A 22731-nucleotide genomic window follows, 5' to 3' on the forward strand; every position below is an offset into this window, starting at 1 on the left:
CACGCACCCACGCACCCACGCACCCACCGGAGCCGACGAACATGCGCACACGCCTTCTGCTGGGCCTGGCCCTCCTCTCCACCGGTCTCCTCGCCGGCGCGTTCGGATACGGAGCGGCCAACCTCGTACCCACCTTCAACGCCGTACCGCTCGACATACGGCTGTCGTTCCACACCGAACTGATGAAGATGAACGGCATCACCATGCAGGCCGCGATGGGCCTGTCGATCGTCAGCTCGCTGACCCTGGCCGCCGTGGCACACGGCCGTACGCGGATGCTCGCGGGCGGGGCCGGCCTGCTGGCCCTCACCTCCCTCCTGGTCACCCGGTTCGGCAACGTCCCGATCAACGGCCGGATCAAGGAATGGGCGCGCACCTCGGCCCCGGCCGATCACGCGGAGATCCTGCGGCGCTGGGCCATGTTCAACGACATCCGCACCGTCACCGCGCTCGTCGCGTTCGCGGTGCTGGTCTTCGCCGCCCTGAGGAAGCCCGCCCGCGACTGACGCCGCCTCCGGCCCCCGTCCCCGGGGCACACGCCCCGGGGACGGGGGCCGGAGGCGGGTCCGGGTGGGTCAGCCGACGGCGCGGCAGACCTCGGCTGCGCCGAGGTCGCCGCCTCGCCGCAGGTCCGCCGCGCGCTGGATGCGGCGCGCCGTCAGATAGGCGTACGGGGACATGCCGTAGGCGAGCCGGAACTGGCGGCCGAGGTGCCCGGGCGCCATGTCCGCGGCGCGGGCGAGCGCCACCACGTCCAGCGGACGCGCGTGCTCCCGGTCGATCCGGTCCCGGACCCGGCGCAGCCGCGCGAGGTCCTTCAGGTGCGATGCCTCGATCAGTGCCTGTCTCCACGCGGGACGACACATGGAAGAGCCTCCTTCGTCGCGCTGCCGGATCAGCGCAGTTCCTGGATGCGGATCAGGTTGCCGGCGGGGTCGCGGAAGGCGCAGTCGCGGACGCCGTACGGCTGCTCGGTCGGCTCCTGGACGACCTCGGCATCGCCGGCCTGGATCTTCTCGAAGGTGCTGTCGAGGTTCTTGGTGGCGAGGAGGATCCAGCCGTAGGTGCCCTTCGCCATCATCTCGGCGATGGTCCGGCGCTCCGCCTCGGTGACACCGGGGTCCACGGCCGGGGGCGCGAGGAGGATGGAGGTGCCGGGCTGGTCGGCGGGGCCGACCGTGATCCAGCGCATCTTGCCCTGGCCGACGTCGCTGCGGACCTCGAAGCCGAGGACGTCGCGGTAGAAGGCCACGGCGGCGTCCGGGTCGTCCTGGGGGAGCGTGCTCATGTGAATGCTGATGTCCATGTCCCTCACGCTAACTTCGCCTGGACCACGGGCGCTTCTCGAATCCTGACCGATCGGGCCTCCTCCTTCCGACCCCTTCTTCCGCCCCCTCCTACCGGCCCGTGCCGGGGCGGCGGCGACCCGGTTCGCCGAGGGGGCCGACCGGTGTCCGTGATCACTACGGGCTGCGGCCGGGCGAGGGACCGGCGGACGGGCCGCGGACCGCCGTCGGCGCAGCTCAGGGCGGTGGCTTCACCCGGGCGGCTCGAAGCTCGGACGATCTTCCCGGTGTGCGGCGCCCGACCCGTCGGCATAGGTCTGTGTGCAGAGGCGTCGCAGGCGCCCTGTGCCCCCGCACGGGCACCCGTCGCTCCAGCACCCCTGGTGAGGAGTCACATGTCACGTATCAAGCGCCGATCCGCGCGACGATCAGCTCCCCGAGCCGCCCGCCGCGCTGCCCGCCGGGCCGCGGTCTCCGTGCTCGCTGCCGCCGCCGCCCTGGTCACCGCCGTCCCGGCGGCCGCGCACGACGGTTCGGCCCGCCCCGAGGAGAAAGCGGCCCTCGGCGCCGAACACGCCCAGGAGCATACGAAGGTCCGCGAGCAGCTCCTCAAACTGGGCGGGTACTCCCAGCTCGCCCGGATCGACAGCCTGAACTCACTGACCCGGTCCCAGGCGGACGTGAACGCCCGCTTCCACCCCAAGGCGTTCGGCCAGTTCGCCGAGTACTTCCAGTCCCCGGACTTCGCCGCCCACATCGCCATGCTCCCGACCGGCAAGGTGCTGCTCTTCTCCTTCGAGCGCATGGAGACCGACCCGACCGAGGAGCCCGCACCGACCAACACCCTCGGCAGGGCCAACGCCGGCCGCGCCTTCCTGTGGGACCCGCGCCGCGGCACCGGAGCGGCCGCCTTCACGAAGGTCACCCCGCCCGAGCTGGTCGTACCGGACGGCACGGGCGAGAAGCGCCCGGCGCCCTTCTTCTGCGCCGGACACGCCTTCCTGCCCAACGGCATGGTCGGCGTCTTCGGCGGCAACCTCGGCTACGGCGGCGGCGCCGGCGCCAAGCTGTCGCTGGTCTTCGACCCGTGGACCGAGAGCTGGTCCGTGAACAAGGACATGGAGGTCGGCCGCTGGTACCCCTCCGTGGCCGCCGCTCCCGACGGCCGCCTGCTGATCATGTCCGGCCACACCGACCAGGGCTGGGGCACCTCCACCTCCGTGATCGAGCGCTTCCCCGCGAAGAGCCACCCGGTCCCCTTCGAGAAGACCCTGATCCCGAAGGACGTCCCGACGGACACCCTGCGCGTGGACGCGCCCTTCGGTGCCGACAGCGACTACCCGCACCTGTTCACCCTGCGCGACGGCAAGGTCTACGGCCTGGGCCGGCACGCCACCAGGCAGTGGGCCTTCGACCCGGTCGCGGAGACCCGTACGGACCTGCCCGCGCGCCCCGACGGCGTGCACCGCGGCTACGGCTCCGCCGTGCCGCTGCCCGCCGGACTGCGCGGCCCGGACTCCGTACTGGTCCTCGGCGGCGACCGCGACGACCCCAACACCTACCGGCTCACGAGCGGCGGCGGCTGGGAGAAGCAGCAGCCCCGCGCCTTCGGCCGGACCCAGGACGACACGCTGCTGCTCCCGGACGCGAGCCTGCTGACCGTCAACGGCGCCTACGGCATCCGGGACTACGGCAACGGCGACTACAACCCCAAGTCCGATCTGAAGTACCGGCAGATCGAGACCCGCAACGCGCTGGGCGAATGGAAGCTGGGCCCGGCCCAGCGGCTGCCGCGCGGCTACCACTCCAACGCCGTCGTCCTCCCGGACGGCCGGATCATGGTCACGGGTGACGAGCTGCAGCAGCTCGCCAACGACCCGAAGATCGACGACGACATGAACGGCAGCGTCGAGATCTTCGAGCCGGCCTACCTCCACCAGGGCAGCCGCCCGGCCCTCGACCGCGCCCCCGACGGGCCGCTGCGGTACGACACCGCCTTCAACGTGGGGACCTCCACGCCCGACCGGGTCAAGAAGGCCGTGCTGCTGGCCCCGACCACGGCGACGCACTCGCTCAACACCAGCCAGCGCCACCTGGAACTGGGCATCGTCAAGCGCCAGGGGAACAGCCTGCGCCTGCAGGCACCGCCCTCGGCCAACGACGTCCCGCCCGGCTACTACATGCTCTTCCTGCTGGACGAGAACGGGGTGCCGAGCACGGCCAAGTGGGTCTCCTTCCGGTAACCCACCGGGCCTGGCGCCCCACGACACAGCCCCGGGCCGTCCGCCCGGGGCTGTGGTGTCGCCGCCCGCGGGCGGCAGGCGGCCGTCCGGCGGTCGTCAGCGGTGGCGCAGCGCGTTCTGGGCGTCGACGTACTTCAGCATGAGGCGGGCGAGGTCGAGGCGGTCGCGCTCGCTCCAGTCGGCCGTCACCTGCTCGAAGGCCGCGCGCTGGTGCCGCCGGAAGCGGGCCATCATGTCCCGGCCCTCGGGGCTGAGGTGGAGGATCGTGCGGCGGCCGTCCTGCTGGGAGGCGGCGCGGACGAGGTAGCCGGCGGAGATGCTGTCGGACACCATGCGGCTGGCCACCGAGGGGTCGACGGCCAGGTACGCGGCCACGGCGCCGACGGTGATCTCGCGGCCGTCGCCCTGTTCGGCCTCCAGGACGATGTTGAGGACCAGGGTGCGGCTGAGGTCCTTCTGCGAGATCGGGTTCTCGACCTCCAGGAGCATGGAGCGCCGCAGTTTCCCGAACGCCGGGCCCACGGCGTCCAGCAGTTCCTCGTCGGTCGCCGGCTCGTGCTTGGTCATGCCCCTCATCGTACATACGTGAGCTCGCGCAGACATGTGTTGACGTGAAAACGTGTGCATGCAAGCATGCATATGTCTTTGCGAACGAATGGAGCTCTCGTGACCATCCTCATCACCGGCGCGCGCGGCAAGGTCGGCCGGGCCGTCATCGACCGCCTGCACTCCGCCGGTCTCCCCGTCCGGGCCGCCAGCACCCGCCCCGCCGAACTGACCGTCCCGGCCGGCGTCGAGACCGCCGAGCTCGTCCTGGACCGGCCCGAGACCTTCGCCGCCGCGCTCCGCGGCGTCCGCCAGGTCTTCCTCTACCCGGAGCCCGCCGGCATCCACGACCTGATCGAGGCCGCCGAGGCCGCCGGGGTCGAGCACGTCGTCCTGCTCTCCTCGTCCTCGGTGCTCGCCCCGGACGCCGAGGACGACCCGCTCGCCAGCCACAGCCTGAAGGTCGAGCGCGCTCTCGCCGACTCCCGTCTGACCTGCACGTTCCTGCGTCCCGACGCCTTCGCCAGCAACTCGCTGGGCTGGGCCTGGCCCGTCGGCCGGTCGATGCCGGTCCAGCTCGCCTACCCGGACGCGCAGATCGCGCCCATCCACCCCGAGGACATCGCCGACATCGCCGCCCTGGCCCTGACCGGGGACTCCCTCACCGGCCGGGCGCTCACCCTGACCGGCTCCGAGTCGCTCTCCTTCCGCGAGCAGCTCGCCGTCCTCTCGGAGACCCTCGGCCGCGCCGTCCAGGTCGAGCGCATCACCCGCGCCGAGGCGGAAGAGCAGATGGGCCGGCACATGCCCGCCCCGATGGTGTCCTCGCTCCTCGACCTGTGGGAGGCGGCCGACCACGGCCCCGCCGCCCTCGGCGAAACCACCGAGACCCTGCTCGGCGTACCCGCCCGCACCTACCGGCAGTGGACCCGCGAGAACGCGGACGCCTTCACCGGCCACTGATCCGCCGACCTTCCGAAGGAGCAGGACATGAAGCCCATCGGCTACTGGCTCAACCGCACGGACCAGGCCCTCACCGCGTCCATGGACGCGGCACTGGCCGACTTCGGCCTCACCCGGCTCGGCTGGCAGGTCCTCAATGCCGTCAAGGACGACCCGCGGGCCACCGACTGCGCCGTCCGGGCCGCCCTGGCCACGGGTGCCGACACCGCGGCGCTGGACTCGGCCGTCGCCTCGCTGCTCGCCGGCGGCTGGGTGACCCGCCCGCGGCCGGAGGGCCTCGCCCTGACCGACGACGGCCGCGCCCACCTCGCCGAGGTGGGCGCTCGCGTGGCCGACTTCCGCGAACTGTCGGCGACGGGGATCACGCGCGAGGAGTACGTCACCGCCGTCACCGTCCTGGAGCGCATGACCCGCAACCTCACCGAGCCGCGGAACGGGTCCGCGGCTCGGTGAGGTCGCGGGGAAGCCGCCGCTCAGGCCAGGATCCTGGCCTTGGCCCGGTCGAACTCCTCCTGGCTGATGTCGCCCTTGTCCTTGAGGGCGGAGAGCTTGTGCAGCTCGTCGGCCGCTCCCCCGCCGCTCCCGGCCGTCTGCTGCACGTACGAGCGGAAGCGGGCCTGCTGCTCCTCGGCCTGTTTCAGGTCCCGTTCGCGCATGCTCCGACCGCGGGCGATCAGGTACACGAGGATGCCGAGGAACGGCAGCACCAGCACCAGCACCAGCCAGCCCGCCTTCCCCCAGCCGCCCAGGGTGTGGTCACGGAAGATGTCCGTGATGACCTTGAAGAGCAGGAAGAACCACATGACCCACAGGAAGAACCACAGCATCGTCCAGAAGAAGTTCAGGAGCGGGTAGTCGTCCATGGTCGGCTCCGATCACACACGGGTCCTTCATTCATACAGGTGACCCCGGCGGTCCGCACGCGGACCGCCCGCCGCTCCGGTCGCGCGATGGGGTCCGGCCCGTTCTCCTGAACCCATGGAACGCAACGCGGCCGATCACCCCCGGCTCGCCCTGCTGGGCCACCTCCTGCGCTCGGTGCTCGCGGTCGCCCTCCTCACGGGGCTCTACTACGTGGTGCCGCTGGAGGGCGGGTTCGGTATCACCACGGTCCTGACGCTGGCGCTCGGCCTGGTGGTCTTCGGGCTCCTGACTGCCTGGCAGATCACCGCCATCGCCCACGCGCCGTACCCGCGGATGCGCGCCCTGGAGGCGCTGGCCACCGGCGTACCGCTGTTCCTGGTGCTGTTCTCCGCGACGTACTACCTGCTCGCCGCGCAGGACCCCGCGTCGTTCTCGGAGCCGCTGAGCCGTACGGACGCCCTCTACTTCACGATCACCACCTTCGCCACCGTGGGTTTCGGGGACATCGTCGCCACCACCCAGGGCGGCCGGGTGCTGGTCACCTTCCAGATGGTCGCCGACCTGATCCTCATCGGGATCATCGCCAAAGCACTGGTCGGGGCGGTCAAAATCGGCATGCACAGGCGCAGTTCGCAGGCCCCCGGCCGGAACGACGAGTCCTGAGCGGCGAAGTGCGCCCCCGAGGTGGACCATCGAGGAAGCGGAAAGGAAGTGAGCCATGCCGCAGTCGCGTCCTCGATCCGAACCGCCCCCCGGCGGTACGCAGCCGCAGGAGGCCGACGTCCTGAGGCAGACCCTCCGCAGCCCCGGATACCTCAAGTTGCTCGTCTTCTGCGCCCTCATCAGCATCCCGGTGTCCCTCGCGTCGTTCTGGTTCCTCGCCGCGCTGCACAAGATGGAACACGTGATGTGGACGGACCTCCCCGAGGCCCTGGGCTGGGGCGTCCCGCCCTGGTGGTGGCCGCTGCCCCTGCTGCTCGTCGCCGGTGTCGTGGTCGGCCTGGTCGTCCCGCACATGCGCGGCAACGGCGGTCACCTCCCCGCGGCCGGCCTGCACACCGGCGGGGCCTCGGCGGGCGCCCTTCCCGGCGTCGTGATCGCGGCGGTGGCCAGTCTGCCGCTCGGTGCGGTGCTGGGTCCCGAGGCCCCGCTGATCGCCCTCGGCGGCGGACTGGCGCTGCTGTTCCGCAACCTCGCGCAGGTCCCGGTGACCCCGCAGGGCACCGCGCTCGTGGGCGCGGCGGGAGCCGCGGCGGCCATCGCCACGATCTTCGGGAATCCGCTGATCGCCGCGGTGCTGCTGATCGAGGTGGCGGGCGTGGGCGGGCCGCAGCTGTTCGCGGTGATGCTGCCGTCCCTGCTGTCCGCCGGGGTCGGGGACCTGGTCTTCACGGGCCTCGGACGCTGGACCGGCCTGCCGATCGGGAGCCTGAAGCTGGAGCTGGGCGTGCCCGTGCCCCACCTGGACGCGGCGGACGTGCTCTGGGCGGTGGTCATCGCCGCGGCCCTCGCCGCGGCCCTGCACCCCGTGCTGACCGGAGCCCGGGTGATCGCCACGTACGTCCTCGCACGGCCCCTCCTGCGGACGGTCCAGTGCGCGCTGGCCGCCGCGGCCTGCGCCAGTCTCTACGCGCTCATCACCGGCCTCTCCCCCGCCGATGTGACGGGGTCGGGCCAGGAGCTGATCGGGCGGCTGGCAGCCGACCCGCACGCCTGGGGTGTGGGTGCGCTGATCGGCGTACTGCTCTTCAAGGGCACCGCCTACGCCATCTGCCTCGGCAGCCTGCGCGGCGGCCCCATCTTCCCGGCGCTCTGCCTCGGCGCCGTGGCGGGCGTCCTGCTCGGGCCGCTGCCCGGTCTCGGCATCGTGCCCGCCATGGGGGCGGGCATGGCGGCGACCGCCGCCAGCGCGCTGCGGCTGCCGGTGAGCAGCGTGGTGATGGTGGTCCTGATGCTCGGCGGCACCGCGATGATCCCGGTCGTGATCATCTCGGCGGTGGTCGCCTTCGTGGTGACCGAGCTGCTGCCCGTGGGACCCCCGATCCCCGACCTGCCGGCCGTGCCCGCGAAGCCCGCCGCACCCGTCACGCCCGCCGCGCCCGCGGCCTGACCGGCACACGAGGACCCCGCCCGGAGAGCCGGGCGGGGTCCTCGTTCACGTCCTTCGACCGGTCAGCAGCGCAGGCCGGTGGCGGCGGCCGTGGCGGCCTGGTCCAGGTTCTCGATCTGCGGCTGCAGCTGGGTGCGCGCGTCCTTGCCGGTCGTGTCGCCGGGCAGGCCCTGGTAGCTCTTCTTGAGGTCCTCGGCGGCCGACTTGACCGCCTCGCGCTCCGCGTCCTTCAGCTGGTTCGCGTTCTCCTTGACGCCCTCCCAGTCCTTCTGGACGGCCTCGTAGGCGTCCTTGACCTGGTCCTTGGTCGCGTTGGCGGGGTCCAAGGCCTTCAGCTTGGCGTTGTCGGCCTTCAGCGCGGCCAGGTCGGTGCACAGGTCCGCGGCGGCCTTGGTGGCCTCCTCCTCGGGCGAGCTGTCGTCGGAGCACGCGGAGAGTCCGAGAATCGCGCCGACGCAGAGCACACCGATCACCGGGAAACGCTTCATGGGGGCCTTCCTCAATCCGACAAACCGGCTGTACAGGATCTTCCGGTACACCAGCTAAAAATATGCAGACAAAGGAACACTCCGCATCCGCACCGCTACGGACGGGCGACGAGGGCCGGGCAGCCGCTACGGCCGGATGTTCTGGTTCAGGTGGAACAGGTTCCCCGGGTCGTAGGCCCGCTTGACGGCGACCAACCGGTCGTAGTTGCCCTGGTAGTTGGCCCGGATCCGGTCCTGGTCGTCATCGGCCATGAAGTTGATGTAGCCGCCCTCCTCCGAGTGCGGGGCGGTCGCCTCGTAGTAGTCGCGCACCCAGGCCGTGCCGGCCTCGTTGGTGGCCGGGTCGGGCCACATGCCGGCGATCACCGTCGCGAACGAGGCGTTCCGGTAGGCGAAGGCCGTCGCGTCCGGTGCCACGCGGTGGCAGGCGCCGTTGATCGGGTAGATGTGGACCGTCGAGTTCACGGCCGGCAGGCCCGGCGCGTGGCGCAGGTGCGCGTCGATCACGTCGTCGGTGAGCTCGGTCACGAAATTGGCCTTCCAGTAGTGCTGGAGGCCGGGCGGTACGAGCGCGTCGAACGCGCTGTTGAGCGCCGGGTAGGGCATCGGGCCCACATGCTCGGCGACCACCGGGGCGAAGTCGTGGAAGGCCTGCAGGGCGCGCTCGCCCTCGTCGAGCGGCCCGCTCCAGCACGCCACGATCAGCGCGAAGGTGTCGCCGTGCCGGTCCTCCGGGATGAACGGGAGCGGCGGGGCTATCTGGAAGGCCGGGAACCCGCCGAGTTCCTCCGGCGCGTCGGCGATGTAGTCGGCGAAGGAGCGCAGCACGGTGGGAGCGTCCGCCAGCTCGAAGAGCATCGGCCCGCCGTAGATGTCCTTGACGGGGCTCAGCCGGAACTCGAAGGAGGTCACCGCGCCGAAGTTGCCGCCGCCGCCGCGCAGCGCCCAGAAGAGGTCGGCGTTCTCCTCCTCGCTCGCCACGACGAGCTTGCCGTCCGCGGTCACCACATCGGCCGAGACCAGGTTGTCACAGCTCAGGCCCAGCCCTCGGGCCAGGTAGCCGATGCCGCCGCCGAGGGTGAGGCCCCCGATGCCCGTGGTGGAGATGATCCCGCCGGTCGCGGCCAGCCCGAAGGCGTACGTGGCCGCGTTGAAGTCGCCCCAGGTCGCCCCGCCCTCCGCGCGGGCCGTACGCCCCGCGGCGTCGACGCGTACGCCTCGCATCCCCGACAGGTCGGCCACCACGCCGCCGTCGCAGGTGCCGAAGCCGGGCACGCTGTGGCCGCCGCCCCGCACCGCCAGGTCGAGCCCGTTCTCACGGGCGAAGTCGACGGTGGCCATGACGTCCCCCGCGTTGGCGCAGCGCACCACGGCCGCCGGCCTCCGGTCGATCATGGCGTTGTGGACCTTGCGCGCCTCGTCGTAGGAGTCGTCGTCGGGGGTGACCACCGCCCCGCGTACCCGTTCTCGCAACTGGTCGATCGAGAGCTTGCCCATGGCCATCGCTCCTCGTCCATCATGTCGTTCCACGCTGTGCCGTACTACGGCTGCAGGTGGCTGAAGCCCACCTCGAAGCGTTCGACCGAGACGATCCGCTGGCCCTCCCGCTGCGCGGTCTGCTCACGGATCCGGGCGGCCTGCTCCTCGCTGTCCATCATGGTCCGCTCGTCGTCCCACAGGGTCAGCGACTTGGCCACGCCCGTGGCCCGGTCGACGAGGTAGTAGACGCCCCGGAATCCGGGAACGTCCTGGACCTGCCTGACAATCGCCTCCGAGTGCGCGCTCACTTCTCCCTCCGCGGGGACCGGTGATCCCTGGTAGGTGCTCAGCCTCGCGAACATCTGCGGCAGTCCTTCCTCGCAGGGCCGCCGGTCGGGTGAACAGACGGCTCCACGACCAGCGTGCTCCGGCACAACGCCCCCCGCATGCCGGAGCGGCGCGACAATGGTGAGGACGGACGCGCGTGCCGCTGCGCCGCTGTTGTCGTAGCGGTTGTCGTTGCCATGGCCGAGAGGCGGGACGTCGAGGTGCCGTACATAGCAGTGACCGCCCTGAGTCATGTCGGGCTGGTGCGCGAGCACAACGAGGACAGCCTCGTCATCGGACCGTGGACCCTGTGCGGGACCGTCACCCAGAATCCGCAGACCCTGGTCTTCCCCTTCGGCAGACCGCTCGTCGTCGCGGTCGCCGACGGCCTCGGCGGCCAGCCGGCCGGCGAGGTCGCCAGCGAGCTGGTCGTACGCCAGCTCTCCTCGCTCGGGCCCACGCTGGACGGCCCGGAGGCCGTCGGTGACGCGCTGAGCCTGTGCAATCGCGCGGTGTACTCGGCCACCGAGGGGCGGCCGGAGCTGGCCACCATGGGGACCACGGTCGCGGGCGCCCTCGTCCTGGCCGATTCGCTGCTGATGTTCAACGTCGGCGACAGCAAGGTGTTCCACGCGGCGCAGGACGGGCTGCGCCAGGTCAGTGTGGACGACAGCCCGCCGCCGGCCCCCGGGCACCGCACCACCTCCGCGGTCACCCAGGTCCTCGGCGGCACCCGCGGGTACAACGAGATCACCCCCCACATCGAGGCCTTCCCGGTGACCGAGGGCGATCGCTACCTGGTGTGCAGCGACGGGCTGACCGATCCGGTGCCGACCGAGGAGATCGAGGGGCTGCTGCGGGTGCACGACGACGGGCGGGCGGCGTTCGAGCTGTGGCGGGCCGCCATCGACGCCGGCGGCCCGGACAACATCACGCTGGCGCTGCTGCGCATCGGCGCCTAAGGGGTGTCTTGCGGATCAGGGCGGGGTCAGGGGGTCGCCACGCTCTTCGTGTAGGCCTCGCCGAGGTCCCGTACGTCCACGGAGGCGTGGATCTCCAGGCCGGCGGCCTTCGCCGTGTGGCGCTCGACCAGCTCCAGCACGGCACGGGTCAGGCGCGACTTGGTCTGCGCCGTGCGCCCGCGGGCGATGGCCAGCTCGACGTGGACGACCACGGCCCGGGCGTCGGTGCCCTCCCCGACGACGGACTCCTCCAGCCGGTGGAAACGCGTCTTGCAGTTGCCGATGGCGGTGTCGAGGATCTCGACCACCAGCGCGTGCAGTTCGAGCGCGAAGGCCCGCCGGTCGAAGGCACCGGTCAGCGAGTCCGAGTAGTCGACGACTGCGTGGGGCACGGGGCCACTCCCTGCTCTACGGATTCGGGGCCACGGGCCCCGGTCCCGCGCCGGTCGGCGGGTACGCGGTCGACCGTAACCGAGCCCGCCCCGCCAAGGGTCGTGTCCCGGACATCATCCTCCGTGCCCCTCCAGCTGGTCCGTGAGCCGCCCCAGCGCCCTCGCCCCCAGCGGAGCCAGCAGCGGGCGCAGCACCGGTTCGGCCAGTCGGACGCCCGGGAGGCGCAGGCCCCCGAAGAAGGCGAGCCGGGTGCCGTCCCGCTCCGCCACGGCGGCCATGCCGCCGACCACGAACCGGCTCTGCATGAGGCACCAGCCCGGCCGCAGCACGACGTCGAAGCGCGCCCGCATGCCGAGCGGGCTGCGGGCCCTGGCCTCCAGGCGCTCCCCGGCGGCGGACGTCACGTTGAAGGAACGGATGTCGCCGATCATCAGGGGCAGTTGGTTCTCCAGATCGGAGGCGAGCCCCCAGACCCGGTCGAAGGGGGCGTCGACCAGGTGCTCGGCGAAGCTGGTGCCCGGAGTGCTGCGGGCGATCACGCGCAGCCTGCGGACGGCGTCGAGTTCGGCGACGATCGGCCAGGTGTCGTTCAACGTTCCCACGCCTTCCGGAAGTTGCGGCGGGCCCGGAAGAGCCGGGTCCGCACGGTGGGTTCGGGCACGCCGAGGAGCGCGCTGACGGAGTGCTCGTCCAGCCCTTCGAGGTCGCGCAGGACCAGGACGGCGCGGTGGGCCGGTGAGAGCCGCCCCAGTACGTCGCGCACGTCGGCGGCGAGCTGCGGATCGTCCCGCGCCGGCACGCCGTCGAGCGGGTCCGGTACGGACCGGGCCGCCGCGCGGGCGATCCGTACGGCCTCCCGTACGGCGATCACCCGCGCCCAGCCGAACAGGGCGGCCGGTTCGCGGAGTCCGCCGATACCGCGGAAGATCACGATCAGCGCCTCCTGGGTGGCGTCCGGACCGTCCTGCAGGGCGATCGGGCCGCACAGCCGCCCGACGTACGGGGTCAGCAGGTCCAGCAGCTCCTGGACCGCCAGGGCGTCGCCGCGCTGGGCGGCGCGGACGAGCGGGGCCAGGTCGGCCTGGTCGGCCTGGTCGGCCGGACCGGGACTTGGGCTCCTCATCGGGCGTCCTCCTTCTCGACGGGCCCTCCGGAAGGAAGAGGGCCCGGACCGCCCGAACATTCCGCGTGACCTGCGCCACACCACCGCGGGAACGAGTCCGCACAATACGTTCCGCCGCTCATATGATTTTCCGCTTCAGATTTTCCCTGCGCGGGCGCGGAATTTCAGGAGTGGGGCGCGTCCAGATTTCCATGGCCGCCGACATCCGCTGTGCTACGGTGACGTTCGTTGCAGTTGTGGTTCCCAAAAACTTACAAGTGCTCTCACCGGATTTTCGGTGGGTGCACTTTTTATTTCCGGTACCTGCAGTGAAATTTACGCGTTCCGGTCGGGGCAATCATCACGGCGACACCGGGCCCGCACAGTGCGGTTCCGGGCACTGCCCCAAAGGAGAATTCATATGGCATCTGGCACCGTGAAGTGGTTCAACGCGGAAAAGGGCTTCGGCTTCATCGAGCAGGAGGGCGGCGGCGCCGACGTCTTCGCCCACTACTCGAACATCGCCTCTTCCGGCTTCCGTGAGCTTCAGGAAGGCCAGAAGGTTACCTTCGACGTCACGCAGGGCCAGAAGGGCCCGCAGGCCGAGAACATCGTTCCCGCCTGACGCCTGACCTCCGAGGTCCACGCCGGCGCCCGCGCCGGCGCGCAGACGCGGCCGAGGCCCGCACCCTGGGGTGCGGGCCTCGGCCGTCCGCATGTCCCGGAGCGCGCCGAACAGGCCACTCGCCGGAAGCCCGGCCGGTGGGCGGGCACGCTTGCTAGAGTCCGGCCCATGTCGATCCCTGACGACCTGCTCCTCGATCTCGCCACCATGGTCGAGTCGGAGCAGACCAATCAGATGTCCCTGACCGTCGTGGTCCACGGCGCCGTCATCACAGGCCGCCTCGCCCCCGAGAGCGTCTGGCGCCAGCGGGTGGCCGAGGTCCTGCGGGACTCCGACCAGCTGGGCCCGTTCGCCGAGATCTTCAGCTCCCCCGGACGCGGCGACAGACAGCAGGCCGGAGCACCCTCACACCTTCATTTCCACGTGGCACGCATCCTCCAGGGCACCCTGGGCATCCCCGAGACCGGCGGAATGTACCGGATCGCGGTCAAGGACGTCAGCGCGTGGACCGTCGGGGACTTCAGCTACTCCGACAAATAACCCACCGTCCCGTCCTCGGCCTTCCGGCCCCGAATAGCCGAAATGCCGGCACCGCCGGTCCGCGGGCCGCGGCGACACGCGACTGCTCGGTCATGTGTTCGCTCATGCCAAAAACGATCGTATTGATAACGAACGTATTATTCTTGCCGGCATGACGACGGAGAGCGCGCGCCCCGGCTGCGGAACGCGCCGGGGTCCGGCGGCGTGACGACGATGCGCAAGGAGGTGGCGGCGCGATGAGCGGGATCTCCACACGCATGGTGGTGCACGCGCTGGTCCAGGAGGACGGGTCCGTCGCGGGCGGCGAGCTGTACGAGGTCGCGGCCCTGATCGGCATGACCGACCAGCAGGTGCGGCTCTGCGTGAAGCGGCTGGTGACCGAGGGCCGGTTCACGGTGGAGGGGCGCGGCCGCGGTGCCGTACTGCGCCTGGCCGGACCGGAGCCGGGGGCCGGGCTGCCGCTCATACCGGAGGGGGAGTTCGTCCGGCACGCCTACCGGCAGGACCGGGGTCTGGAGCCGTGGGACGGGCTCTGGCACGCCTTCGCCTTCGCCGTACCGGAATCCGCGCGGGCCGCGCGGGACTCCCTGCGGGACGCGCTGACCGGGCTCGGGGCGGCGCCGGTCCAGGGCGGCCTGTACGTCACGCCCAACGAGATCGGCCCGTACGTGCGGGCGCACGCGGCCGAGCTGGACCTGCCGGAGGCGCTGACCTGCCTGAGCACCCGGGACCTGGCGGTGGGCGGCACCTGCGAGCCGCGGGCCCTGGCCGAGCGGCTGTGGCCGCTGCCGGAGATCGCGGCGCGCTACGGGGAGCTCGCCGCTCTCGCGGAGCAGCCCGCCCCGCCCGGCCGACCCGCCGGACTGGCGCACGCCGTGGCACTGGCCGCGGCCTTCTCCGCCGCGATGCTCCCCGACCCGCTGCTCCCGCCGGAGCTGCTGCCGCAGCCCTGGCCGGGCACGACGGCCCGGGCGGCGGCGTCCGAAGCATGGGCCCGGCTGGCGGAGGCCGCCCCGGCCCCGGGCCCCCGGCTGTTCCGCCTGTACGGCGAGGCCCTGGCCTGACCCGGCGCGCACGGCCCGGAAGGGACGGCCCGGGCCGGAGGCCGACCCCGCCCCGTCCACATCATGGACAACTACCCTCATTTCATGAACACAGAAGCCGACGCCCTCGCCGCCGTGAAAGACGCTGACCGGAAGCACGTCTTCCACTCCTGGTCGGCGCAGGAGCTCATCGACCCGCTCGCCGTGGCCGGCGCGGAGGGCTCGTACTTCTGGGACTACCAGGGCAACCGCTTCCTCGACTTCTCCAGCGCCCTCGTCTACACGAACATCGGCTACCAGCACCCCAAGGTCACCGCGGCCATCCAGGAGCAGGCGGCCAAGCTGTGCACCGTCGCGCCGGGCTTCGCCGTGGACGTTCGCTCCGAGGCGGCCCGGCTGATCGCCGAGCGGACCCCCGGCGACCTCGACAAGATCTTCTTCACCAATGCCGGGGCCGAGGCCGTCGAGAACGCCGTCCGCATGGCCCGGCTGCACACCGGCCGGCCCAAGGTGCTGTCCGCGTACCGCTCGTACCACGGCGCCACCTCCACCGCGATCAACCTGACGGGCGACGCCCGCCGCTTCGGCAACGACTCCGCGACCGCCGGTGTCGTGCACTTCTGGGGGCCGTTCGCCTACCGCTCGCCCTTCTACGCGGCCACCGAGGCCGAGGAGTGCGAGCGGGCCCTGCGCCACCTTGAGGACACCATCGTCTTCGAGGGGCCGCAGTCCATCGCCGCGATCATCCTGGAGACCGTGGGCGGCGCCCCGGGCGTGCTCGTGCACCCGGACGGCTACCTGGCCGGCGTCCGCGCGCTGTGCGACCGCTTCGGCATCGTCTTCGTCCTGGACGAGATCATGGTCGGCTTCGGGCGCACCGGTAAGTGGTTCGCCTCCGAGCACTGGGACGTGACCCCCGACCTGATCTGCTTCGCCAAGGGCGTGACCAGCGGATACCTCCCGCTCGGCGGAGTCGCCATCTCGGCCGCCATCGCCGAGACCTTCGCCCGCCGGCCCTACCCGGGCGGGCTGACGTACTCCGGGCACGTACTGGCCTGCGCGGCCGCCGTCGCGACGATCAACGTCATGGAGGAGGAGGGCACCGTCGAGCAGTCCGCCCGCACGGGCGCCGATCTGCTCGGTCCCGGCCTGCGCGCGCTCGCCGAGCGGCACCCCTCGGTCGGAGAGGTCCGCGGGCTCGGCACCTTCTGGGCCCTGGAGCTCGTACGGAGCAAGGAGACCCGCGAGCCGCTGGTCCCGTACAACGCCTCGGGAGCCGAGAACGCGCCGATGGCCGAGTTCGGGGCGGCGTGCAAGAAGGGCGGGCTCTGGCCGCTCCTCGCCGGGAACCGCATCCACATCGCGCCGCCGTGCAACATCTCGCCGCAGGACGTGGCCAAGGGGCTGGAGATCCTCGACGAGGCCCTCACCGTGGCGGATGCGCACACCGCCTGACCTGCACGTCTGTGGGGTCGCCCAAGGCGTGGGCGCTGGTGTTCGGAGGATTTGTACGGGGATCAACCGCCCGTGCGCGTGCTGCAATCCGTTCAGGCCTCAGTACGCACACCAGGCCAAGCACCTACGAACCGGGATGCACGTCAGGCCCGGGGCGGTCCCTCGGCGAGGGGCCGAACGGCGGGGAGCGGGACGTCCTTGATTCGGGCGGGCGCTGGACGCCGGGCGTACGGGATCCAGACGACCGGACTCCGTGTTCCCGAGTACCCGAAGGAAGACAGCATGAGCAAGCACGTCCTGGCCCAGAACCAGTACGGCAAGGCCGAGAACCGCATCGTGAAGGTCACCCGCAAGGGCGGCGACGGTTCCTGGCACGAGATCCGCGACCTCAACGTCTCGGTCGCGCTCCGCGGTGAATTCCGCGATGTCCACCTCACCGGCGACAACGCCAACTGCCTGCCGACCGACACCACCAAGAACACGGTGTACGCCTTCGGCAAGGAGCACGGCATCGACTCCCCCGAGGCCTTCGGCATCCTGCTCGCCAAGCACTTCGTCTCCTCGCAGCAGCCGATCCGCGAGGCCCAGATCCGCATCGAGGAGTACGTGTGGGACCGCATCCCGGTCCCCACGCGCAAGGAGCAGCACTCCTTCGTCCGCAAGGGCCAGGAGGTGCGCACCGCGCAGATCACCTACAGCGAGACGACGGGCCTGCAGGTCATCTCGGGCCTGAAGGACCTGACGGTGATGAACTCGACGAACTCCGAGTTCCACGGCTACATCAAGGACAAGTACACGACCCTGCAGGAGGCGTACGACCGCATCCTGGCGACCAAGGTCACCGCGCGCTGGGCGCACTCGGCGCTGGCCGCCGACGACGCCGGGTACGACTGGGACCAGGCCTACAAGAAGGTCCGCAAGAACCTGCTGGAAGCCTTCGCGGAGACGTACTCGTACTCGCTGCAGCAGACCCTGAACCAGATGGCCGAGCGCGTGCTCGACAACTGCCCCAAGGTCAACGAAGTGCGCCTCAACCTCCCCAACAAGCACCACTTCCTCGTCGACCTGGAGCCCTTCGGCCTCAAGAACGACAACGAGGTCTACTTCGCGGCGGACCGCATGTACGGCCTGATCGAGGGCACCATCCACCGCGACGGCGTGCAGCCGGTGATCGCCACGTCCGACTGGATCGTCGCGTGACGCGCGGCTGACCGCCCGTTCGGCCCGGACCGCGTCGCGGGGTCCGGGCCGAATCGTTTCACCCCGGCTGCTGCTCGTCCTGCCTCTGGCCGATCAGCAGGTTCCAGCGCCCCGACCGCCCGGTGAGGGTGGTCACCGACTCCGGCCGTACGTCGAGCCGCCAGAAAGCCGCCGCGGGCAGCTCCAGGGCGTGCACCACGGCCGCCCGTACGACGGCCTGCTCGACCACCAACCGGTGCGTGCCCTCGGCCAGGCCCGCCAGTTCCGCCCCGACGCGGGCGATCAGCGCGTCCACGGACTCCCCGCCCGGCGGCGCGTACGCGGCATCGGACAGCCAGGCCCGCACGGCCGCCGGATCCCGGCCCGCCACCTCGTCCAGGGTGCGCCCGGCCCACTCACCCGTGGCGAGACCACGCAGCCCCTCGTGGCCCGGGCACGGCCGGGCGTGACCGAAGCGGCCCTGACGGGCGTCTGCGTCCAGAGGGAAGCTGACCAGTCGAACTCGTACCAACGGGGTCTTCATAAGGGGAGCGTAAGCGCGGTACGGTCGCAAATGGTTCAATTGACCTACGACGGAACGACGGAAGCCCGGTGAGAATCCGGCACGGTCGCGCCACTGTGAAACCTCCCGGAGGGGGGAGGAAAGTCAGACCCGCCACCGTCGTAGCGAGCACCACTGACCGGGACGCGTGTTCCCTCTGGAGGTTCTGCCATGGCCCACTCCGCCGTGCCCACGACGAACTCACCCGCCGTCGCCCCCATCTCGCTCTCCGCACTGGCCCCCTGGGCCGTGTTCGTCGGCATCCTCATGCTCGTCCTGCTGTACTTCGTCGGCGCCGAGCAGGGCGCCACCTCGGTCTTCGAAGGGGAGACCATCCACGAATGGCTGCACGACGGCCGCCACCTGCTCGGTTTCCCCTGCCACTGACTCCCCTGCCGCCAACCGGCGTCCGACGTCTCAGCAAGGGAACAGAACCGATGACTTCCACTTCTCCGGGTGGGGTCTCCCCCCGCACCCTGCTCGTCCGCGGCATGCTCGCCGGCCTGCTGGCCGGCGTGGCCGCGTTCCTCGTCGCCTACCTTCTCGGCGAGTCCAAGGTGGACGCGGCGATCGCCATCGAAGAAGCCGCCGCGGCCGGTCACGACCACGGCGAGGACGCGCCGGTCAGCCGGGCCCTCCAGGCCACGGCCGGCCTCGGCACGGGCGTACTGCTCTACGCGGTCGCGCTCGGCGGCATCGCCGCGCTCGTCTACTGCTTCGCCCTGGGCCGCATCGGCCGCTTCGGCCCCCGGGCCACGGCCGCACTGGTCACCGGGGGTCTGTACGTCACCGTGACACTGGTGCCGTTCTTCAAGTACCCCGCCAATCCCCCCGCCGTGGGCGACCCCGAGACCGCCGCCCGGCGGACCGCCCTCTACCTCCTGATGATCACCCTGAGCGTGCTGGTGGCGGCCGGCGCACTGATCCTCGGGCGACGGCTCGCGCCGAAGCTCGGCAACTGGAACGCGTCGGTCGTCGCCGGCGCGGCCTTCGTCCTGGTCATCGGCGTCTCGTACGCCGTGCTGCCCGGCATCGACGAGGTCCCGGCGGGCTTCCCGGCCGCGCTGATCTGGGAGTTCCGCCTCGCGTCCCTGGCCATCCAGACGGCACTGTGGACGACTTTCGGCCTGGCATTCGGTTTTCTAGCCGACCGGGCCCTTGTGCCCGCCTCCGCACGCAAGGAGGCTGTGCAGCCGACCAGTTGAGCACGAGGGGGCCGGTAGTACATGGCGACGGCAATCAGGCAGTGGCGGGGCTGGACGGGCGCGGCCCCGTTCTGGCTGAACTCGCTCCTGCTGCTCCTGGCCCCCTGCTGTGCCGTCACGCTCTTCGGGCAGATCGGGATCATCGCCGCGCTGGCCGCACTGGGCGGCCTGGCCCGCCACCTCTGGTACGGCGACTACGGCCACCCGGCCATGCACCTGGCCGGCGCGCTGATGGGAGCGGGCACGGCCGCCTTCGTCATGTGCGCCTAAGGGGTGCCTCGCCGATCGGGCTCTCACCCGTTCGGGCGCATGGCCGCCGGCCCGGGCATCCGGCGGGTGGACCCGTCACGATCTGCGAAGACTCCCCGAACGGGCGACGACACGCCCGTGACGTCATGTCAGTCCACCGTGTTGCACGGGGTGCCGATGGGCAGAGGAGGTGTCCACTGCTCACATGACCCGGCCGTCCGTGCCGGACAGGAGGGAATCCCATGCCCCGCGCCCAGTGGGTCGTCGCCTCGCTGACGGTGGTTCTGCTGTCCACCGGAATCGCGGTGTTGCAGCGGACCGAGGGTGCCCGGCCCTCGGCCGTGACCACCGACGACTCGCTGCCCTCGCGGGCGTTGGGGCTGTCCGGCCACCGCCGGCTGGTGCGGGAGCTGGAGCAGTCCGGCGAACACACCCCCGGCACGGGGGCCCGGTCACCGAGGACCGCCCCCGGGCCGCTGCGGGCGGTCAAGGGACCGCTGCGGGCCGCGCGGCCCCTTCGGTTGCGCATCCCGAGCCTGGGCGTGGACGTACCGCTGACCGGCGACCGCGCCGGGGTCGCCTGGGACACGGGGGGACCGGCACCGGGTGCGGAAGGTACCGCGGTGGTGACCGTTGAAGGGCTTCGGCTCGGCGAGTTGCGGCGGGGCCGGACCATCGAGATCCCCCGCGCGGACAGCCGTACGGCCGTGTTCACCGTCGTACGGATCTCCCCCGGCAGGACCTCCGGTCACGAGGGCCGGCCCGCCCGGGCTCAGCTGCGGCTGGTCGACGGTGAGACCGCCGTGCTGGCCCGGCTGACCGGGCAGCGCCGCACCCGCTGAGCCGACCGGCCCGGTCGGCGGTCTGTCAGCCGTGGGGGGTGTCTTCGTCCCCCGGTCGGGGGCTTCTTGAGGTCCGGACGGGAGTCGCCCGGCGCGGCGGGGCACACCCCTCGCATGAGCGGGAGGCATCCAGCACGTTCGGCACTGGCCAGGGCTCTGACCGTGGCCTGTGTCGTGCTGCTGTGCGTCTTCGGCGCCGGTCCGGCCGGCGCCTCGGCCGCCGAGTTCCGCCCCGCCTCCACCGCGCCCGCCGCGCCGGGCGCCCCCGCCGAGTCCCCCGAGCCCGGCGAGGGCCAGTCCGATCCGGCTCCGGCCACCGACCCCGAGGCACGGGCGGCCGTACGGACGTTCACGCGCGGGCTGCCCGGCGTACGACGGGCACCGCTCGCGGTGTTTCACGTGGAACAACCGGCTGACGCGCCGCGCGGACCCGCCGCGGAGGCGGCCGAACCGGCCCTGTCCCGGCGGACGGTGCGGAGTGTGGTCCTGCGCTGCTGAGCGGACCGAGGTCCGAACGCAGCCCCCACACCCCCCTGAGCACCGTGAGGTTCCGCCATGCCCATCGACCCGTACGCCGCACTGAACGCCATGCTCCGCGCCGAGGTCACCCGGTTCTCCCCGCCGGTCCGGCAGACCGAGCCGGCCGCGTCACCGACGGCCACGGCCACGGCCACAGCCACGCCCGGAGCCACCGCCACGGGCACGGGCACGGCCGTCGAGGCCGAGAGCGAACCGCGGCGAACCGCCCCCGCGGCCGCCCCCGCGGATTCGGCCGCGTAGGAACCGCGCGGACGCGCCAGGAGCGCCGGGGGTACCGGCGCTCCTGGCGCGTCCCGGCGGGCGGCCGGCTCAGTCCTCGTGCGTGTAGTAGCGGTAGAAGGCCGCCGCGCCGACGCCCGCGGCGACGGCGAGGCCCACCACCACGGACTTGAGGATCGACTGGTCGGTGAGGCTGTGCAGATAGCCCACCGCGATGCCGCCGAAGGCTCCGTAGGCGGCGGCGTGGACCTCGCGCATCATCCGGGGACCGACCCTGGCCAGGGCGAACATGATCCCTGCGAAGATCACGCCGCAGAGGATCCCGTAGAAGACGTTGGCCGTGGTCACCGGACCCGCCTGGCGCTCGATGAAGGCGGCCCAGACTCCGTAGACGAGTCCGAGGAGCAGCGGCCCCACGAACGCGCTCTTGTGCAGGTGGGTCTTGCTCGCCGTCCGCCGCTGCTGCCGCCCGAAGGCGCTGGGTGCCGCATGTGCCATGACGGGCTCCTCTCTCCCATCCTCAAGGGCACACCCCCCGCCCCCGACCGGCAAGTGGATCAGCGGTCCGGCCCACGGCCCGGCGAGCCGGGCGCCCAGCCGCTCGGGCCCAGGCGTCCCACCACCCGCCCGCAGCAACACCGCTCGCGGCCGCTCCCGTGTTCGCATTCCCTGGTGACGTGCGCACCATCCTGTCGTCGGTCCTCATCGTGCTCGTGACCCTTCTGGTGCCCGCGAGCGCCGTCGCGTACTGGGCCGACCGCGAGCTGGGCGACGCCGACCGGTACACGGCCGCCATGTCCCCCCTCGCCGAGAACCCGAAGGTGCAGGAGGTCGTCGTCACCCAGGTCTCGCGCGCCCTCGCCGGGCAGATCGACGCGGGCCCCTTCCAGATCGGGGTGGACACCCTCCTCGGCGAGGCCCTGCACTCCTTCGCCGGCACCGCCGCCTACCGCACCGCCTGGGACGCGGCCAACCGCGCCGCCCACGTGGCTTTCCTCGACGCCCTCACCACCGGCCACGGCGACGCCCTCACCATCGACCTGGCGCCCGTCATCGCGCAGGTCAGGGGCGATCTCGTCGCCGACGAGGTGCCCTTCGCCGACCGCATCCCGGTGACCCACCTGACCGTGAAGGTCATGGAGTACGACAACCTCGCCGCTCTCCGGAAGGGCTTCCACATGCTTCAGGTCGCCGGCGTCTGGCTTCCCGTACTGACCCTGGTCCTGGCCGCGGCGGCCATCGCCGTCGCGGTCCACCGGCGGCGCGCCGTCATGGCCACCGGAGTGGGACTGGCGGTCGGGGCGGGACTGCTGTGGCTCGCGGTGGACGTGTGCCGCCGGCTCACCCTGGACGATCTGCCCGCCGACATCGACCGGCCCGCAGCCGGCGCGGTGTACGACGCCCTCACCGCGTACCTGCGCACCACCGCCTGGGTGGTGCTGCTGATCGGGCTCGCCGCCGTACTCGCCGCATGGGTGATGGGCCGACTACGCCGCACCCCATAAGCTC

General features: G+C 71.7%; 31 protein-coding genes. 19 read left to right on the forward strand and 12 right to left on the reverse strand.

The window, feature by feature from the left end; all coding sequences use genetic code 11:
• Positions 1 to 41: 41 nt before the first annotated feature.
• Entirely contained in the window at positions 42 to 506 is a 465-nt protein-coding gene (locus Sspor_RS21360; RefSeq protein ID WP_202200567.1) for an anthrone oxygenase family protein, read from the forward strand.
• Positions 507 to 575: 69 nt separating this feature from the next.
• Here Sspor_RS21360 and Sspor_RS21365 read toward each other — a convergent pair whose 3' ends face one another.
• Together Sspor_RS21365 and Sspor_RS21370 are read right to left on the reverse strand one after the other, a co-directional pair.
• Positions 576 to 866, reverse strand: coding sequence for a helix-turn-helix domain-containing protein (locus Sspor_RS21365; RefSeq protein ID WP_202200568.1), 291 nt, complete (start codon positions 864 to 866; stop codon positions 576 to 578).
• A 29-nt stretch (positions 867 to 895) separates the two neighbouring features.
• On the reverse strand, positions 896 to 1306 hold the full coding sequence (locus Sspor_RS21370) for a VOC family protein (protein WP_030011646.1): 411 nt from the start codon (positions 1304 to 1306) through the stop codon (positions 896 to 898).
• 375 nt (positions 1307 to 1681) lie between these two features.
• Here Sspor_RS21370 and Sspor_RS21375 point away from each other — a divergent pair, with 375 nt between their 5' ends.
• Positions 1682 to 3529 (forward strand): galactose oxidase early set domain-containing protein, encoded by a 1848-nt coding sequence (locus tag Sspor_RS21375; protein WP_202200569.1) that lies wholly within the window; start codon positions 1682 to 1684, stop codon positions 3527 to 3529.
• Between the two features lie 96 nt (positions 3530 to 3625).
• Here Sspor_RS21375 and Sspor_RS21380 read toward each other — a convergent pair whose 3' ends face one another.
• Positions 3626 to 4096, reverse strand: a complete 471-nt coding sequence (locus tag Sspor_RS21380) for a MarR family winged helix-turn-helix transcriptional regulator (protein WP_202200570.1) — start codon at positions 4094 to 4096, stop codon at positions 3626 to 3628.
• 99 nt (positions 4097 to 4195) lie between these two features.
• Here Sspor_RS21380 and Sspor_RS21385 point away from each other — a divergent pair, with 99 nt between their 5' ends.
• Entirely contained in the window at positions 4196 to 5038 is an 843-nt protein-coding gene (locus Sspor_RS21385; RefSeq protein ID WP_202200571.1) for an NAD(P)H-binding protein, read from the forward strand.
• Positions 5039 to 5065: 27 nt separating this feature from the next.
• A complete protein-coding gene (locus Sspor_RS21390; protein ID WP_202200572.1) occupies positions 5066 to 5491 on the forward strand; it encodes a MarR family winged helix-turn-helix transcriptional regulator in 426 nt (141 codons plus the stop codon).
• A 20-nt stretch (positions 5492 to 5511) separates the two neighbouring features.
• Here Sspor_RS21390 and Sspor_RS21395 read toward each other — a convergent pair whose 3' ends face one another.
• Complete coding sequence (locus Sspor_RS21395) at positions 5512 to 5901, reverse strand: SHOCT domain-containing protein (RefSeq protein ID WP_202200573.1); 390 nt, start codon at positions 5899 to 5901, stop codon at positions 5512 to 5514.
• Positions 5902 to 6016: 115 nt separating this feature from the next.
• Here Sspor_RS21395 and Sspor_RS21400 point away from each other — a divergent pair, with 115 nt between their 5' ends.
• Together Sspor_RS21400 and Sspor_RS21405 are read left to right on the forward strand one after the other, a co-directional pair.
• Positions 6017 to 6565 (forward strand): potassium channel family protein, encoded by a 549-nt coding sequence (locus Sspor_RS21400; RefSeq protein WP_202200574.1) that lies wholly within the window; start codon positions 6017 to 6019, stop codon positions 6563 to 6565.
• A 55-nt stretch (positions 6566 to 6620) separates the two neighbouring features.
• Complete coding sequence (locus tag Sspor_RS21405) at positions 6621 to 8012, forward strand: chloride channel protein (RefSeq protein WP_202200575.1); 1392 nt, start codon at positions 6621 to 6623, stop codon at positions 8010 to 8012.
• Positions 8013 to 8074: 62 nt separating this feature from the next.
• On the opposite strand, the gene Sspor_RS21410 is transcribed toward Sspor_RS21405, so the two are convergent.
• From Sspor_RS21410 to Sspor_RS21420, 3 genes are all read right to left on the reverse strand, one after another.
• Positions 8075 to 8500, reverse strand: coding sequence for a type IV pili methyl-accepting chemotaxis transducer N-terminal domain-containing protein (locus tag Sspor_RS21410; RefSeq protein ID WP_202200576.1), 426 nt, complete (start codon positions 8498 to 8500; stop codon positions 8075 to 8077).
• Positions 8501 to 8626: 126 nt separating this feature from the next.
• Positions 8627 to 9997: an FAD-binding oxidoreductase gene (locus Sspor_RS21415; protein WP_202200577.1), complete on the reverse strand. Its 1371-nt coding sequence runs from the start codon at positions 9995 to 9997 to the stop codon at positions 8627 to 8629.
• 44 nt (positions 9998 to 10041) lie between these two features.
• Complete coding sequence (locus Sspor_RS21420; protein WP_202200578.1) at positions 10042 to 10341, reverse strand: hypothetical protein; 300 nt, start codon at positions 10339 to 10341, stop codon at positions 10042 to 10044.
• Positions 10342 to 10527: 186 nt separating this feature from the next.
• Here Sspor_RS21420 and Sspor_RS21425 point away from each other — a divergent pair, with 186 nt between their 5' ends.
• Positions 10528 to 11268 carry a PP2C family protein-serine/threonine phosphatase gene (locus tag Sspor_RS21425; protein WP_202203776.1) on the forward strand — a complete coding sequence of 247 codons (741 nt, stop codon included), beginning with the start codon at positions 10528 to 10530 and terminating at the stop codon, positions 11266 to 11268.
• A 26-nt stretch (positions 11269 to 11294) separates the two neighbouring features.
• Here Sspor_RS21425 and Sspor_RS21430 read toward each other — a convergent pair whose 3' ends face one another.
• The 3 genes from Sspor_RS21430 to Sspor_RS21440 all read right to left on the reverse strand — a co-directional run bounded on the left by Sspor_RS21430 (position 11295) and on the right by Sspor_RS21440 (position 12784).
• Positions 11295 to 11660 (reverse strand): 5-carboxymethyl-2-hydroxymuconate Delta-isomerase, encoded by a 366-nt coding sequence (locus Sspor_RS21430; protein WP_202200579.1) that lies wholly within the window; start codon positions 11658 to 11660, stop codon positions 11295 to 11297.
• A 114-nt stretch (positions 11661 to 11774) separates the two neighbouring features.
• Entirely contained in the window at positions 11775 to 12254 is a 480-nt protein-coding gene (locus Sspor_RS21435; RefSeq protein WP_202200580.1) for an SRPBCC family protein, read from the reverse strand.
• Entirely contained in the window at positions 12251 to 12784 is a 534-nt protein-coding gene (locus Sspor_RS21440) for an RNA polymerase sigma factor (protein ID WP_202200581.1), read from the reverse strand. Before Sspor_RS21440 ends, Sspor_RS21435 begins: the two co-directional genes overlap by 4 nt.
• 400 nt (positions 12785 to 13184) lie before the next feature.
• Here Sspor_RS21440 and Sspor_RS21445 point away from each other — a divergent pair, with 400 nt between their 5' ends.
• The 5 genes from Sspor_RS21445 to pucL all read left to right on the forward strand — a co-directional run bounded on the left by Sspor_RS21445 (position 13185) and on the right by pucL (position 17626).
• Positions 13185 to 13388, forward strand: coding sequence for a cold-shock protein (locus tag Sspor_RS21445; protein WP_030011983.1), 204 nt, complete (start codon positions 13185 to 13187; stop codon positions 13386 to 13388).
• A 168-nt stretch (positions 13389 to 13556) separates the two neighbouring features.
• Positions 13557 to 13928 carry a GvpU-like protein gene (locus tag Sspor_RS21450; RefSeq protein ID WP_202200582.1) on the forward strand — a complete coding sequence of 124 codons (372 nt, stop codon included), beginning with the start codon at positions 13557 to 13559 and terminating at the stop codon, positions 13926 to 13928.
• A gap of 236 nt (positions 13929 to 14164) precedes the next feature.
• Positions 14165 to 14992 (forward strand): PaaX family transcriptional regulator C-terminal domain-containing protein, encoded by an 828-nt coding sequence (locus tag Sspor_RS21455; RefSeq protein WP_202200583.1) that lies wholly within the window; start codon positions 14165 to 14167, stop codon positions 14990 to 14992.
• Between the two features lie 84 nt (positions 14993 to 15076).
• Positions 15077 to 16426: an aspartate aminotransferase family protein gene (locus Sspor_RS21460; RefSeq protein WP_202200584.1), complete on the forward strand. Its 1350-nt coding sequence runs from the start codon at positions 15077 to 15079 to the stop codon at positions 16424 to 16426.
• A gap of 282 nt (positions 16427 to 16708) precedes the next feature.
• Positions 16709 to 17626, forward strand: coding sequence for a factor-independent urate hydroxylase (gene pucL / locus Sspor_RS21465; RefSeq protein WP_202200585.1), 918 nt, complete (start codon positions 16709 to 16711; stop codon positions 17624 to 17626).
• Between the two features lie 58 nt (positions 17627 to 17684).
• Here the strand turns inward: pucL and Sspor_RS21470 are convergent, their stop codons facing one another.
• Positions 17685 to 18149, reverse strand: a complete 465-nt coding sequence (locus Sspor_RS21470; RefSeq protein ID WP_202200586.1) for a histidine phosphatase family protein — start codon at positions 18147 to 18149, stop codon at positions 17685 to 17687.
• A gap of 189 nt (positions 18150 to 18338) precedes the next feature.
• Between Sspor_RS21470 and Sspor_RS21475 the strand changes: the two genes are divergently transcribed.
• The 6 genes from Sspor_RS21475 (at position 18339) to Sspor_RS21500 (ending at position 21243) form a co-directional block, all read left to right on the forward strand.
• On the forward strand, positions 18339 to 18554 hold the full coding sequence (locus tag Sspor_RS21475) for a CbtB domain-containing protein (protein WP_150258425.1): 216 nt from the start codon (positions 18339 to 18341) through the stop codon (positions 18552 to 18554).
• 50 nt (positions 18555 to 18604) lie between these two features.
• Positions 18605 to 19372, forward strand: a complete 768-nt coding sequence (locus Sspor_RS21480; protein ID WP_202200587.1) for a CbtA family protein — start codon at positions 18605 to 18607, stop codon at positions 19370 to 19372.
• A gap of 21 nt (positions 19373 to 19393) precedes the next feature.
• A complete protein-coding gene (locus Sspor_RS21485; protein WP_202200588.1) occupies positions 19394 to 19642 on the forward strand; it encodes a hypothetical protein in 249 nt (82 codons plus the stop codon).
• 221 nt (positions 19643 to 19863) lie between these two features.
• Positions 19864 to 20463 (forward strand): class F sortase, encoded by a 600-nt coding sequence (locus Sspor_RS21490; RefSeq protein WP_202200589.1) that lies wholly within the window; start codon positions 19864 to 19866, stop codon positions 20461 to 20463.
• A gap of 114 nt (positions 20464 to 20577) precedes the next feature.
• Positions 20578 to 20961 carry a hypothetical protein gene (locus tag Sspor_RS21495; RefSeq protein ID WP_202200590.1) on the forward strand — a complete coding sequence of 128 codons (384 nt, stop codon included), beginning with the start codon at positions 20578 to 20580 and terminating at the stop codon, positions 20959 to 20961.
• Between the two features lie 57 nt (positions 20962 to 21018).
• Complete coding sequence (locus Sspor_RS21500) at positions 21019 to 21243, forward strand: hypothetical protein (protein WP_202200591.1); 225 nt, start codon at positions 21019 to 21021, stop codon at positions 21241 to 21243.
• A 69-nt stretch (positions 21244 to 21312) separates the two neighbouring features.
• Here the strand turns inward: Sspor_RS21500 and Sspor_RS21505 are convergent, their stop codons facing one another.
• Positions 21313 to 21720 (reverse strand): hypothetical protein, encoded by a 408-nt coding sequence (locus Sspor_RS21505; protein ID WP_202200592.1) that lies wholly within the window; start codon positions 21718 to 21720, stop codon positions 21313 to 21315.
• 179 nt (positions 21721 to 21899) lie between these two features.
• On the opposite strand from Sspor_RS21505, the gene Sspor_RS21510 reads away from it, so the two are divergent.
• Entirely contained in the window at positions 21900 to 22727 is an 828-nt protein-coding gene (locus Sspor_RS21510; RefSeq protein WP_202200593.1) for a hypothetical protein, read from the forward strand.
• The last annotated feature ends 4 nt before the right edge of the window (positions 22728 to 22731 follow it).

The sequence above is a fragment of the Streptomyces spororaveus genome (genome assembly GCF_016755875.1).
Taxonomy (GTDB): Bacteria; Actinomycetota; Actinomycetes; order Streptomycetales; family Streptomycetaceae; genus Streptomyces; species Streptomyces spororaveus.

Bases quoted from the DNA above. Each gene is read 5' to 3' on its own strand.
- Sspor_RS21360 (WP_202200567.1), top strand. From the start codon at position 42: ATGCGCACACGCCTTCTGCTGGGCCTGGCCCTCCTCTCCACCGGTCTC.
- Sspor_RS21365 (WP_202200568.1), bottom strand. From the start codon at position 866: ATGTGTCGTCCCGCGTGGAGACAGGCACTGATCGAGGCATCGCACCTG.
- Sspor_RS21370 (WP_030011646.1), bottom strand. From the start codon at position 1,306: ATGGACATCAGCATTCACATGAGCACGCTCCCCCAGGACGACCCGGAC.
- Sspor_RS21375 (WP_202200569.1), top strand. From the start codon at position 1,682: ATGTCACGTATCAAGCGCCGATCCGCGCGACGATCAGCTCCCCGAGCC.
- Sspor_RS21380 (WP_202200570.1), bottom strand. From the start codon at position 4,096: ATGACCAAGCACGAGCCGGCGACCGACGAGGAACTGCTGGACGCCGTG.
- Sspor_RS21390 (WP_202200572.1), top strand. From the start codon at position 5,066: ATGAAGCCCATCGGCTACTGGCTCAACCGCACGGACCAGGCCCTCACC.
- Sspor_RS21395 (WP_202200573.1), bottom strand. From the start codon at position 5,901: ATGGACGACTACCCGCTCCTGAACTTCTTCTGGACGATGCTGTGGTTC.
- Sspor_RS21400 (WP_202200574.1), top strand. From the start codon at position 6,017: ATGGAACGCAACGCGGCCGATCACCCCCGGCTCGCCCTGCTGGGCCAC.
- Sspor_RS21405 (WP_202200575.1), top strand. From the start codon at position 6,621: ATGCCGCAGTCGCGTCCTCGATCCGAACCGCCCCCCGGCGGTACGCAG.
- Sspor_RS21410 (WP_202200576.1), bottom strand. From the start codon at position 8,500: ATGAAGCGTTTCCCGGTGATCGGTGTGCTCTGCGTCGGCGCGATTCTC.
- Sspor_RS21415 (WP_202200577.1), bottom strand. From the start codon at position 9,997: ATGGGCAAGCTCTCGATCGACCAGTTGCGAGAACGGGTACGCGGGGCG.
- Sspor_RS21420 (WP_202200578.1), bottom strand. From the start codon at position 10,341: ATGTTCGCGAGGCTGAGCACCTACCAGGGATCACCGGTCCCCGCGGAG.
- Sspor_RS21440 (WP_202200581.1), bottom strand. From the start codon at position 12,784: ATGAGGAGCCCAAGTCCCGGTCCGGCCGACCAGGCCGACCAGGCCGAC.
- Sspor_RS21445 (WP_030011983.1), top strand. From the start codon at position 13,185: ATGGCATCTGGCACCGTGAAGTGGTTCAACGCGGAAAAGGGCTTCGGC.
- Sspor_RS21450 (WP_202200582.1), top strand. From the start codon at position 13,557: ATGTCGATCCCTGACGACCTGCTCCTCGATCTCGCCACCATGGTCGAG.
- Sspor_RS21455 (WP_202200583.1), top strand. From the start codon at position 14,165: ATGAGCGGGATCTCCACACGCATGGTGGTGCACGCGCTGGTCCAGGAG.
- Sspor_RS21460 (WP_202200584.1), top strand. From the start codon at position 15,077: ATGAACACAGAAGCCGACGCCCTCGCCGCCGTGAAAGACGCTGACCGG.
- pucL (WP_202200585.1), top strand. From the start codon at position 16,709: ATGAGCAAGCACGTCCTGGCCCAGAACCAGTACGGCAAGGCCGAGAAC.
- Sspor_RS21470 (WP_202200586.1), bottom strand. From the start codon at position 18,149: ATGAAGACCCCGTTGGTACGAGTTCGACTGGTCAGCTTCCCTCTGGAC.
- Sspor_RS21475 (WP_150258425.1), top strand. From the start codon at position 18,339: ATGGCCCACTCCGCCGTGCCCACGACGAACTCACCCGCCGTCGCCCCC.
- Sspor_RS21480 (WP_202200587.1), top strand. From the start codon at position 18,605: ATGACTTCCACTTCTCCGGGTGGGGTCTCCCCCCGCACCCTGCTCGTC.
- Sspor_RS21485 (WP_202200588.1), top strand. From the start codon at position 19,394: ATGGCGACGGCAATCAGGCAGTGGCGGGGCTGGACGGGCGCGGCCCCG.
- Sspor_RS21490 (WP_202200589.1), top strand. From the start codon at position 19,864: ATGCCCCGCGCCCAGTGGGTCGTCGCCTCGCTGACGGTGGTTCTGCTG.
- Sspor_RS21495 (WP_202200590.1), top strand. From the start codon at position 20,578: ATGAGCGGGAGGCATCCAGCACGTTCGGCACTGGCCAGGGCTCTGACC.
- Sspor_RS21500 (WP_202200591.1), top strand. From the start codon at position 21,019: ATGCCCATCGACCCGTACGCCGCACTGAACGCCATGCTCCGCGCCGAG.
- Sspor_RS21505 (WP_202200592.1), bottom strand. From the start codon at position 21,720: ATGGCACATGCGGCACCCAGCGCCTTCGGGCGGCAGCAGCGGCGGACG.